We start from the raw sequence: 12,091 nt of genomic DNA on the forward strand, positions 1-12,091 counted from the left end.
TAAACGCAGGAGTAGAACATGGCATCGGTCAGCCTTCGCGGCATCAAGAAGCAGTACGAGAAGAACAGCGTCATCAAGGGCGTGGACCTGGACATCGCGGATGGCGAATTCGTCGTCTTCGTCGGGCCTTCGGGCTGCGGCAAGTCGACCCTGCTGCGCATCGTCGCCGGGCTCGAGGACATCACCGAGGGCACCCTGGAAATCGGCGGGCGCGTCGCCAACGACATCGAGCCGGCGCGGCGCGGCATCGCCATGGTGTTCCAGAGCTATGCGCTGTACCCGCACATGAGCGTGGCCGAGAACATGGGCTTCGCCCTGAAGCTGGCCAAGGTGCCGAAGGCGGAGATCGCCGAACGGGTCGGGCGCGCCGCCGAGATCCTGCAGATCGGCCACCTGCTGGAGCGCAAGCCGAAAGCCCTGTCGGGCGGCCAGCGCCAGCGCGTGGCGATCGGGCGCGCCATCGTGCGCAAACCCGAGGTCTTCCTGTTCGACGAACCGCTGTCGAACCTGGATGCGGCCCTGCGCGGGCAAACGCGGGTGGAGCTGGCGCGCCTGCACCGCGAGCTGAAAAGCACCATGATCTACGTGACCCACGACCAGGTCGAGGCCATGACCCTGGGCCAGAAGATCGTGGTGCTGAACAGCGGACGCATCGAGCAGGTGGGCACGCCGTCCGACTTGTACGAGCGTCCGGCGAATAAATTCGTCGCCGGCTTCCTCGGTTCGCCGCGCATGAATTTCTTTGACGCGACCCTGGTCAAGCAGGGCGCGCGCAGCGCCACCGTCGAACTGGCGGGCGGCGAGCGGGTCGAGGTGGCGGCCGACGTGGCGCGCGCACAGGCCGGCGCCCGCGTCACCCTGGGCGTGCGCCCCGAGCACCTGCAGCTGGCGCGTCCCGGCCTGGAGGGCGGCGGGATCGCCGCCACCGTGGCGCTGGTCGAATACCTGGGCGACGTGACCCTGGTGTACGCCCAGGCGGGCGAGGGCGGCGACATGGTGGCGGTAAAAACCGACGCCGACAGCGCGCCGCCGGCCCTGGGCAGCCGGGTCGAACTGGTGTTCCCGGCCACGCGCGCCTTCCTGTTCGACGAGCAGGGCGCCGTATTCGCCCCCGGTTGGGTGGCCAGCACGGCCGAAGCGATGGCTTGAATTCCATGATGCGTTTGGACGCACGTCATGTGCGCAGCCAGCCATGACGATTTCGGATAGCTCCTGCGTGTTTCGTTATCGGTGGCGCGGGGCTTGCTCTTTTAGGATGTGAAGATACCGAGCCGGCGCCGACCGGCAGGCGAATGACTTTTCATAATAAATTCAGGAGACATGCATGACACGATTCGAAGTCAAGCCGATCTGCGCCGCCATCATGCTGCTGTCGGCCTATGGTGCGCCCGCACTCGCGCAAACCACGACGGACAACGCCGCGCCCAGCGCCAACACGAGCGCGGCCACCAGCGCCAGCAGCGGCGCCAGCGCAAGCGGCGACATGGCCTCCGGCGCCGACGCAGCCCAGGCCCAGCCCGCCCAGGCCTTTCCCGCCACCGCCCAGCCCTTGCCCGAAACCGCCCAGGCGCCCGCCGTGGTCCAGGTCACCGGCCTGCGCGGCAGCCTGCGCTCGGCCGAGGCCATCAAGCGCGATTCGCTGCAGGTGGTCGACGCCATCAATGCCGAGGACATCGGCAAATTCCCCGACCGCCAGGCCGGCGACGCGCTGCAGCGCGTGGCGGGCGTGCAGGTGGGGCGCGACCGCGGCCAGACCAGCACCGTAATCATCCGCGGGCTGCCCGACGTGGTAACCACCATCGACGGCAACGAGATCTTCACGGCGGCGGCGCGCCGCCTGTCCTACGAGGATTTGCCGGTGCAGTCGATCGGCGGCCTGGAAGTCTACAAGTCGGCCACCCCGAATCAGCTGGAAGGCGGCATCGCCGGCGGTGTCAACGTGCGCCTGCGCTCGCCCTTCGACGCGAAAGGCTACAGCTTCACCGGCTACATCGAAGACCGCATGAACCAGACCAACGGCAGCGACGCCAGCAAGGACACGCACAATCCGGGCGGCGGCTTCTCGGTCAGCAACCGCTGGGATACCGGTGTCGGTGAAATGGGCGCGTTGCTCGACGTCGCCGTCAACCGCGAAAAATGGACTTTCCCGGTGCAGTGGGTCGACCGTCCGGACGGCATCTTCTCGGTCAGTCCCGACGGCACCGCCACCCGGCTCGAGAATGCGGCGCAGTACACGGCGGCGCCGGGCGACGTGCTCGGCCAGTTGCCCAACATCGGCGGCATCTACAACAGCGGCACGCGCGAGCGCCAGAGCATCCACGGCGCCTTCCAGTGGAAGATCAGCCCGCGGCTGCAGGCCACTGCCCAATACCTGGGAACCGGCTACCAGGGTCGCAACGCGGTGAACTACATCCTGAATATTGCCACCGGCGCGCCGCGCCTGACGAACGTGGTACTGGCGCCCCAGGGCGATTATTGCAATACCTCGCGCGGCGTGATCTGCCCGATCATGTCGGCGACTGCCCCGGCCTTCCTGTCGCCGCGCGACCCGTACGACTGGTTCCCCTACACGGCCACCAGTACCTGGGGACAGAAGGAACGCACGTACACCCACTTCCTGAACCTTGCCCTGCGCTACGCCGATGGCCCGGTAACGGTGAATACCCACGTGGCCTACACGCGTTCGAAGTTCGTCAACGACACGGTCATCGTCGACCAGCAGGTGCCTGGCGCGAGCTCCAGCGTATACGCGGTCGGCAGCGACGGCCATGGCGGCTACAACGCGATCACGACTCCCGGCAGCGCGAATGCCCTGCGCGACCCGAACCAGTTCGTGCTGCGTGGCCTCGTGCAGAACTGGAGCGAGCAGGCCGGCCAGCAGTTCCAGTGGCGTTCCGATGGCACCTACCGCTTGGGCGGCGATGGTTTCTTCAGGGCCGTGCTTGCAGGTGTGCGCCTGTCCGAGCGCAAGGTCAGCAACCATAGCGCCGAACGCGCGTCCGACCTTGCCGGCAGCGTTCGTCCGACCCCGGCCGGCCTGTTCGGGCCAGGCTTCGAGGAACTGGTGCCGGGCCTGGACCGCCTGGGCGGCCCCTGGTACACGCCTTCGGCGAACTACCTGATCGAGAACGCCGACACCGTGCGCAACGCCTATGGCCAGCCAAGCGGCCGCGTGCCCGACGACCCGACGCGCCTGTTCGACCAGCGCGAGCGTAACGCGACCTTCTACCTGTCCGGCCGCTTCGAAACCGAACTCGGCGGCATCAAGGTCAGCGGCGAAGCCGGCGCGCGCGTGCTGAAAGACAAGCGCAAGCTGCGCGGCCAGAACCGCATCGGCGACGTGGTGACCGACGTCGACCTGTCCACCTCCGAGACCAATGTGCTGCCGAGCATGTCGGCGATCGTCAACTGGAACGAGCAGTGGCAGTCCCACCTTTCGGCCGGCAAGACCCTGACCCGTCCGGGCTTCCGCGAGCTGAACCCCGCGCTGTCGCTGATTCCTCCGACCGTGAACGCGCCGGGCAGCGGCGGCGCCGGCAACCCCGACCTGTCGCCGACCAAGTCGAAGAACATCGACGCCACGCTCGAGTACTACTTCGCGAAGAACGGCTATGCACAGATTGCCTTGTTCCATCGCGACATCGACGGCTACCTCCAGAACTTCACCCAGGACGAAACGATCAACGGCGTCACCTACCGTGTGAGCCGGCCGCAGAACTCGGGCAAGGGCACGCTGCGCGGGGCCGAACTGAGCGCCCAGAAATTCTTCGATTTCCTGCCCGGCTTCTGGCGCGACTTCGGTGTGCAGGCCAACTACACCTGGATCGACGGCGACAACGAAACCAGGACCTCGCTCAATAGCGACCAGTTCACCAAGACGGCGCTGATCGGCGTGGCAAAGCAGAACTACAACCTGGCATTGCTGTACGAAGGCAACGGCATCACCGGCCGCCTGGCCGCGACCCGCCGCGGCGATTACGTCGAGCAGATCGCCGAAGATCCGTTCCGCCAGGACCGGGTAGTCAAGGCCACCACCTTCGTCGACCTGAGCATCGGCTACGAGCTGACGCCGAACGTGTCGCTGCACTTCGACGCGATCAACCTGACCAAGGCAAAGTTCGAAAGCGAGCTCGGCCCTTACCAGCCGCGCGACATCCGCTACAACATGACGACCTATGGCCTGAGCCTGCGCTACAAGATGTAAGCCATGACCGTCGGGCCGCCCGCACGCGTGGGCGGCTTTTTGCTTTCTCCAGGAGACACGCTGTGCCCCGCACCTACCAGAACCCGGTCTATCCCGACACCATGGCCGATCCCTTCGTCCTGAAACACGAAGGCGTTTACTACGCCTACGGCACTGCGCCCGGCGGCGCCGACGGCCGCCAGATCCCGGTGCTGCGCTCGACCGACCTGGTCGACTGGGAAGCGCTCGGCCACGCCCTCGTGCCCACCGGCGCCGCGCACTACTGGGCGCCCGAGGTGGCCTTCCACGAGGGCCGTTTCTACATGTACTACTCGTCCGGCTCGGCCGATGAAGGCACCGACCAGAAGCTGCGCGTAGCGGTATCCGACGATCCGGCCGGACCCTTCGTCGATACCGGCAAGATCCTCGTGCCGGACCAGCCATTCTCGATCGATGCCCATCCCTACCGCCACAGCGACGGCCAGTGGTACCTGTTCTACTGCGTCGACTTCCTGCACGTGGCGGACGACCACCGGGTCGGTACCGGCATCGTGGTCGACCGTTTGCTGGACATGGACACGCTGGCCGGCGAACCCGTGATGGTGGTGCGTCCGCACCAGGACTGGCACATCTTCCGCAAGGACCGCACGATGTACGGCAGCGTCTACGACTGGCATACGGTGGAAGGCGCGTCGGTGCAGGAGCACGACGGGCAGCTGTACTGCTTCTACAGCGGCGGCGCCTGGGAGCGCGACAACTACGGCGTCAGCTACGTGGTGGCCGACCATCCGCTCGGGCCATGGCATCGGCCCGACGGCGGGGAAGAAGCGCTGCTGATGCGCAGCGTGCCCGGCGCGGTGATCGGGCCGGGACATAATTCCTTTACCACCTCGCCGGACGGCAGCCAGACCTGGATCGTGTACCACGCCTGGGATGTGGCGCAGACGACGCGGCGCATGTGTATCGACAGGTTGGAGTGGAAGGGCAAGCGCCCCGTCACGGCAGGCCCCAGCCACGGCCCGCAACCAGCTCCGTAAACCGGACCGCGCCAGCGCCGCCCCAGTGCGGCATGCCGGGCAAGGACGCCTGTCCTGCGGGCGTCAGCGCCGCATCCGGACGCGCCTGCGAAGCCTTGCGGCCACCGGCGCCGCCAGCAGGATCGCCACGAAAGACACGGCAATATCGACCAGGAGCGCTCCGGCAGACAGCTGGTCTTCACCGAACGACAGCTTGCGTTCCACGGATACGCCCGGCGCATCGAACAGGTAAGGCACCGGGAAGCCGCCCTTCAACGCGGGCTTGTAGCAGGGATCGTTCCCTTGCGGCCCGCACATATTCCCGTACTCGACCGGTTCGGGCCCGATGCGCTCAATCGATACCGAAAGTACTGCAAGGATGATCGCCACAACCAGGGCGAAGCCGATGCGAGGCAGGCTGGCAATCCGCTTGTTCATGGTGTCGAGTATCCCCTCGCATTCAGGATGGTTGCGCTGCACCGGCGTTGCCGACCCGGTGCCGGCCCCATACAGTGTACGTTGTATCTCCTGCATCCAGGGCGTCATGCCGCCGGCTTGTCCATGCGTGACCGATCAGTGCTCATCCATGGCTAACGGTGGCAGCGCCAAGAAAAAAGCCCGCGCGTACGCGGGCTGGCAAGATCCAACAGGAGACCATCAGAACTTGTAGCGCAAGCCCGCCAGGAACTCGCGCCCGGTCACGTTGTTCACCACCACGCTGTTGCGCGCGCGGCTGATGAACTGGTCGTTCGGCTCGTTGGTCAGGTTTACACCCTCCAGCGTGAACTCCAGCTTGTCGTTCCACTTGTAGGTCAGCGACACGTCGACGTTGAAGGTACCGTTCTTGCCCTCGACGTCGTTGTTGTTCTGCCCCGGCACGCGGGTCAGGAAGCCGGAACGCTTGGCGCCTGAGACGCGCGCGCTGAACTTGCCGTCGTCGTAGTACAGCGTGGCGTTCCACGACTTCGGCGACAAATTCAGCAAATCGTCGACGATGCGGTCGCTGCTGGTCGGCGAAATCGCGTACTCGATGGTCGAGCTGACCTTGGTGTAATTCAGTACCGTGCCGAAGTTCTTGCCCCAGCCCGGCAGGAAGGTGAACGGCTGCTGGTAGTTCAGCTCGAGGCCCTTCAGCTTGCCGCCGTCGGTGTTGATCGGCGCCGTCACCGCGAACACTTCCTCGCCGGTGAAGTTCGACGGCAGCAGGGTCAAAGGCAGGCCGGTTTCGCGGAACGGCACGTTGGTGCGCAGGCTCTGGATATAGGTGTCGATGTTCTTCTGGAACAGGCCCAGGCCGACAAAGGCGTTCTTGCCGAAGTAGTACTCGAAGCTCGAATCGAAGGTCTTGGCGCGGAAGGGTTTCAGCAGCGGGTTGCCGGTGTTGATGGTCAACGTCCCGGTGGTCGAGATGGTGCCGCCAGGCGACAGGAAGCCTAGCTGCGGACGCGTCATCACCTTCGCCGTACCGAAGCGCACGATGAAGTTGTCGGTGACATTCGCCGCGATGTTCAGCGAGGGCAGGGTGTCCTTGTAGTCGTGGTTCACCTGCACCGCGGTGCCGCCGCCGGCCGCCTGGTAGCCGATCGCTTCGAGTTCCGTCTTCACGTGGCGTACGCCGACGTTACCCCGCACCGGAATGTCCCACAAATCGGCCTTGAACTCGCCCATCAGGTAGAAGCCGTCGTCGCGCTCGCGCACGGTGCGGTTGTTGCCGCGCGCATTGCCGTTGGTGATCGACGACAGGGTAAAGTCGCCCGGCCCGCCGGCCGGTCCGGCCTTGATGCAGTTGCAGTAGATGTCGTAGGCGGCCGCAATCGCCTTCAGGTTCGGGATCACCCAGCCGGTCACGTTCCCGCCCGGCATATCCAGGCCCTTGCCGAAGCCGGTGATGGTGCTGGTCAGCCCGGTGGCGCCGGCCGGCGGCGCGAAGATGGTGTCGTTCTGGTTCACGCGGCGGTACTCGTAGGTATCGGACTCGTACTTCTTGCGGTTGATGCCGCCCTTGATGATGAATCCATCTGCCGCTTCCCAGGCCAGGTCGAACTGGCCGACGTCGTTGACGTTGGTCGCGCCTTGCGGACGGATGCGGATTTCGCTGGTGGTGGTGTTCGGCACCGTGGTCGGCTGGGTGCCGCTCGCCACCTGCGGCACGCCGATGATGCCGAGCGCGCCGTTCTGCGCGGCCGGGTCGAACGGATAGCCGATGATGGCGGCGCGGTCGTCTTGGCGGAAGTCGAGCGTGTAGCCGTTCACGTTCAGGGCGTCGAGCGTGACCGTGGTCTGGACCGGATTGCGGAATTTCGAGTTGGCGCGGCCGATCTTGGCGCTCATGCTGAGCGTGTCCGTGAACTTGTGTTCCAGGGTCAGGGTCGGCTGGGTGAAGGTGGTGGTCAGCTCGTCGTAGCGCGACTCCGAACGGATGTCGACGCCGTTGTACTTGCCGTAGAGGAGGGCGCCGTTCGGTGCGTACTGGGCCTCGACCACGCTGATCTGCGGCTTGCCGCCCTGGCTGGCGCTGCGGCTGAACGAGATCGCCTCCAGGAAGTCTTCCTGGCGCGTCGCGTCGAGCTTCGAGTACAGCATGTCGAAGGTCAGCAGGGTGCCCTTTTGCGGGCGCCATTGCATCGATGCGGTCAGGCCCAGGCGGTCCTGGTCGTGGGTCAGGCGGCCGTAGCGCGGCAGGCGCGGGTGGAAGTTGTTCGGGTCGCTGGCGGCATTGTAGGCGGCGATGTTTTCCGGCGTGTTCGGCAGGCGCGGCACGCCCTGGGCGGCCGGGCCGCAGGTGGTGGCGGTGGAGTTCGACGGATTCGCGGTCACGCCCTGCGGCGCGCACCAGCCGCCCGACGACGGGCCGTTATCCCAGCGCACGGTGCTGAAGCCATCTTCCAGCACGCGGCGCTTGGAGAAGGCGCCCGAGACCAGCACGCCGAATTTGCGGTCGAAGAAGGTGTCCGACACCATGAAGGCGACGCGCGGGTCGACCTTCTCCGAGCCGTCGTTGTACTTGCCCTTGGCCGCGACCGTGGCGTTGAAGCCGCGCAGGTCGAAGGGACGCAAGGTTTGCAGATCGACGGTGGCGCCGAGCGAGCCTTCGTCGACGTCGGCCGAGGAGCTCTTGCGCACGGTGAGTGACGAGAACAGTTCGGAAGCGAACACGTTGAAGTCGAAGCCGCGGCCGCGGTTGGTGCCGCCCGAGCTGTCGGTGCCGCCGGTGGTGGCCAGGCCTTCGATGCCGTTGATGCGCACGCGGGTGAAGTCCTGGCCCAGGCCGCGCACCGTGATGTTGCGGCCTTCGCCGGCGTCGCGGTCGATCACCACGCCCGGCACGCGCTGCAGCGATTCGGCCAGGTTCGTGTCGGGGAACTTGCCCATGTCCTCGGACTTGATGACATCGACGATGCCGTTGTCCTGGCGCTTGGCGTTTAGCGCGCTTTCGAGCGAGGCGCGCAGGCCGGTCACCTGGACGGTCTGCATCTGCTGGGGTGCTTCGGCCTGAGCCGTGGTTTGCGCCACCGCCTGCGCAAACGCGGGGCCGATCGACAGGGCGGAAATGGAAGCCGTGCCGAGCAGGCACAGGGTGAGTTTGCGTAAGGCTGCACTATGCTGATTATTGGTCATGCTGTCTCCATACGTTTTTATTGAGGCAGGTGCCAGTCTGCGCGCCCACCGCTACGGCAATATTAGATTTGGTCAGGCCGGTTTTGGGATTCTAAGGCAATATTTGCAATTTTGGTCAGTCCAATACAAATAAATACAGTAATTGGTCGGGCCTGTGTGGGAAGGGGGTGTAGCGAGGAAGTCATGCGCGGGGCAAGGAAGGACGCGGACGCACGCCACGCACGGTACGTATCCGCCAGTCAGAACGGTGGGTTCGAGAACCCACCCTACCGTCAACGTAGGGTTGGTTCTCGAACCCACCAGCGACACCCGACAACGTAGGGTGGGTTCTCGAACCCACCAGCGACACCCGACAACGTAGGGTGGGTTCTCGAACCCACCAGCGACAACCGTCAACCTATGGTCGGTTCCCGAACCCGCCAGCGGCAACCGTCAACGTAGGGTGGGTTCTTGAACCCACCAGCGCAACCGTCGACGTAGGGTGGGTTCTCGAACCCACCAGCCACAACCGTCAACCTAGGGTCGGTTCCCGAACCCACCAGCGACAACTACGGCTTGCGTGCAAGCGTGACCCGGACCGGATTGCCGTCGCGCGCCGCCATGTCCTGCGCCAGGCGCAGCCACTGTTCGAGCGAGGTGATCTCGCCGGCGCGGCTCCAGGCGCCGCCCGCGTAATAGCGCAGCGGCTTGCCGGAACTTGCCTTCGCCAGTATCAGCTCGTTCAGCGCATCCTGGGCAAAGCCTTCCGCGCCCGGCACCACGACCGCCGTGCCGAAGGCGTCGTTGCTGGCCTGCCCGACCCACTGCAGCAGCACCGCGCCTTCGCGCCTGGTGGCGATCTGCGGGTTCTGGCCCTTGTCGCTCGGGGTGCGGTTCAGGCCCGCCGCCACCGTGACCGGTTCGAAGCCGGTAAAGCTAAAGGTGCTGTCGATGCGATCCAGGTAATGGCCGGCGTCGACCGTGAAGCGCTTCACTTCGCTCACCTGCCTGCCGCCCGCATCCCAGTTCGCGTAATGCAGCTCGAAGACCGCGCGCACCGGGCCATTCGCCAGCACCTTCCAGGATGCGTAGTTCACGCCGGTGTAGAGCTGCTTGCCGTCCCAGACGCCGGTGCCGCCGGCGCCGCGCGACTTGCCGACGTTGTACATGTCCATGCCTTCGCCTTCGTCATGGTGGTAGTGGTCGTGGCCCTTGTTGTACCAGCGGTCGACAATCGGATACTCGACGCGCTTGAACCACAGGTCCAGGCCACTCGTCACCAGCACTTCCTTGGTCACGCCGGGCTGCGCCGGGGCGGCCAGCGCCGGCCCATAGGTACGGTGCGCGATCTTGTCGTTTTCCCAGGCGAAGTCGTCGAGGCGCTCCGGCACGTAGCGCGCAAAGGCTTTCACCGGGAATACCGGCGCCAGGGCTTCGGTCTTCTCCACCGTGAAGGCGGCGCGTTTCTCGCCCGGCGCGAAACTGTGCTGAAACAACAGCTCGCCATAGGCGATGCCGGCGTTCTTCGGGTCCTTGGCCAATGGCGCCACATTCGTCACCTGGTGCGGCAGCACGCGGCCCTGCGCATCCTTGACCGCGATTTTCTGGATCAGGGCGCCCGGCAGCACGGCATTCACTTCGCTCCAGGGAATCGAGATGGTCTCGGACGGGCGGGCGATCGCCAGGTCGTGTTCGACGGTGACGGCCAGGCGTTCCGCGGCGTGGACCGACGGTGCCGAAAAGGACGCTGCCAGTGCGGCGGCGAGAATCAAGCGTTTCATACCTGCCTCCTCAGTGGTGTTCGCGGTAGTCGGTCTGCCCGCCCTTGGGCAGGTAGTGGTAGGTGCGCACCTTGTGCTGCACCTCGAAGGCGGGATTCGTCACCAGCTTGATGATCTCGGCGCCGGCCAGCAGTGCCGGGCCATAGCCATGCAGGGCGTCGGCGCTGGTCGGGCGGTGGTAGTAATAGACCATGTCGCCCGCGAGCGTGGTGCCGACGCAGGTGCCTTCGACCTGGCCCTGGGCCGTGATGCGCGTCGACAGCCCGGCCCATCCGGCCTGGGCGATCGAGCCGTAGGTGGTCGCGGGAATCCAGCCCTGGTTCACCGCGTGCGCGATCACATACGTGAAGATCGCGCTGGCCGAGGTCTCGAGGTAGGAGTCGTTACGGTCGATCATCTGGTGCCACAGGCCGCTGCCCGACTGCAGCTCGGCGATGCCCTTGATCGAAGCGCGCAATTGGGCCAGCACTCTCGGGTAGCCCGGGTGGTCCTTCGGCAGCACGTCGAGCAGGTCGGACATCGCCAGCACCGCCCAGCCGTTGGCGCGCGCCCAGTAGAAGCGCGGCGCGTCCGGGTGATTCGCGTGCCAGCCGTGGGTGTACAGGCCGAGCTGCGGATTGAACATGCGGCTCGACATGCCGATCACGTTGTTCACGGCGTCGTCGAAGTGCTTGCGCTTGCCGGTGAGCCGGCCCATCTCGGCCAGTGCCGGGATGCTCATGTACATGTCGTCCGCCCACAGCGACACTTCCTGCGGCCGCTTGCGCGCCATGGTGCCGTCGTCCAGCCGGAACTGTTTATTCGCCACCCAGTCGCTGCAGGTGTCGATCATCGGTTTGAGATCCGGGCCGACTTTCGCCAGGCGCGCGCGGATCAGGGCGGCGCACATCGAGCCGGCGTCGTCGAGCGAGCGCGGGTCGAGGAAGCGCGAGAAGCTGTTGCCGCGCTCCAGGTGGAAGGCCCCCTCCTGGGCGCGGAAGTAGGGAAGGGTCTGGGCGAAGAACTGGAAGTGGCGCTGGCTCATCGCCGTGAAGCCCGCGTCGCCCGTGGCTTCTGCCGCCCTCAAGAGGCCGGAATGGACCACGCCCATTTCATATACCTGGATGCCATAGTCGCCGGCGGCGGGCTGGAAGATGGCGTCGCGGTCCGGTTTCGACAAGTCGGTGATCGGCGCGCCGCTGCGCTTGTTGATGATGCGGGTTGGGGTGGCGTCGTCCATGAAGCCGCGGATCGCCTTCAGCTGGGCCGTAACCTCGGCCACCACGGGCTTTTTATACGGGACCGGGTAGGTGCCTTCGCCCGGATCCTTCAGGTTCTTGTTGTCGGGATTGCGGAAGGGGCCGTCGGCCAGGGCGGGGCCGCAGGCAAGCGCGCAGCCGAGGAGCGCGGCAGCGGATGCCGCCAGCAGGGTTTTCTTCATGTGTCTCCAGTCCTCTCTATTGTGGGAACTGCTTATTTGGTCAGGCCATTCTAATTTGGTCCGGCCAAAATCGCAAGGTGGACTAGCCACCTTT

At 65.6% G+C, this 12,091-nt stretch carries 7 protein-coding genes; 3 read left to right on the forward strand and 4 right to left on the reverse strand.

Going from position 1 to position 12,091, the window contains the following annotated elements; genetic code table 11:
- The first annotated feature begins 18 nt into the window (after positions 1 to 18).
- The 3 genes from QPK31_RS19095 to QPK31_RS19105 all read left to right on the forward strand — a co-directional run bounded on the left by QPK31_RS19095 (position 19) and on the right by QPK31_RS19105 (position 5,220).
- The gene (locus tag QPK31_RS19095) at positions 19 to 1,149 is read left to right on the forward strand and encodes an ABC transporter ATP-binding protein (RefSeq protein ID WP_290424465.1); all 1,131 of its coding nucleotides are present in this window, start codon (positions 19 to 21) and stop codon (positions 1,147 to 1,149) included.
- A 175-nt stretch (positions 1,150 to 1,324) separates the two neighbouring features.
- Positions 1,325 to 4,204 carry a TonB-dependent receptor gene (locus QPK31_RS19100; RefSeq protein WP_290424466.1) on the forward strand — a complete coding sequence of 960 codons (2,880 nt, stop codon included), beginning with the start codon at positions 1,325 to 1,327 and terminating at the stop codon, positions 4,202 to 4,204.
- Positions 4,205 to 4,266: 62 nt separating this feature from the next.
- Positions 4,267 to 5,220, forward strand: a complete 954-nt coding sequence (locus tag QPK31_RS19105) for a glycoside hydrolase family 43 protein (protein ID WP_290424467.1) — start codon at positions 4,267 to 4,269, stop codon at positions 5,218 to 5,220.
- A gap of 63 nt (positions 5,221 to 5,283) precedes the next feature.
- Here the strand turns inward: QPK31_RS19105 and QPK31_RS19110 are convergent, their stop codons facing one another.
- The 4 genes from QPK31_RS19110 to QPK31_RS19125 form a co-directional block, all read right to left on the reverse strand.
- Positions 5,284 to 5,745, reverse strand: coding sequence for a hypothetical protein (locus QPK31_RS19110; protein WP_290424468.1), 462 nt, complete (start codon positions 5,743 to 5,745; stop codon positions 5,284 to 5,286).
- A gap of 111 nt (positions 5,746 to 5,856) precedes the next feature.
- Positions 5,857 to 8,817, reverse strand: coding sequence for a TonB-dependent receptor (locus QPK31_RS19115; protein ID WP_290424469.1), 2,961 nt, complete (start codon positions 8,815 to 8,817; stop codon positions 5,857 to 5,859).
- A gap of 548 nt (positions 8,818 to 9,365) precedes the next feature.
- On the reverse strand, positions 9,366 to 10,577 hold the full coding sequence (locus QPK31_RS19120; RefSeq protein ID WP_290424470.1) for a DUF4861 family protein: 1,212 nt from the start codon (positions 10,575 to 10,577) through the stop codon (positions 9,366 to 9,368).
- A 10-nt stretch (positions 10,578 to 10,587) separates the two neighbouring features.
- Complete coding sequence (locus QPK31_RS19125; protein ID WP_290424471.1) at positions 10,588 to 11,997, reverse strand: glycoside hydrolase family 105 protein; 1,410 nt, start codon at positions 11,995 to 11,997, stop codon at positions 10,588 to 10,590.
- Positions 11,998 to 12,091 lie beyond the last annotated feature (94 nt).

Origin of the sequence: Massilia sp. YIM B02769 (assembly GCF_030411995.1) — a bacterium.
In the GTDB taxonomy this organism is placed as follows: domain Bacteria; phylum Pseudomonadota; class Gammaproteobacteria; order Burkholderiales; family Burkholderiaceae_D; genus Telluria.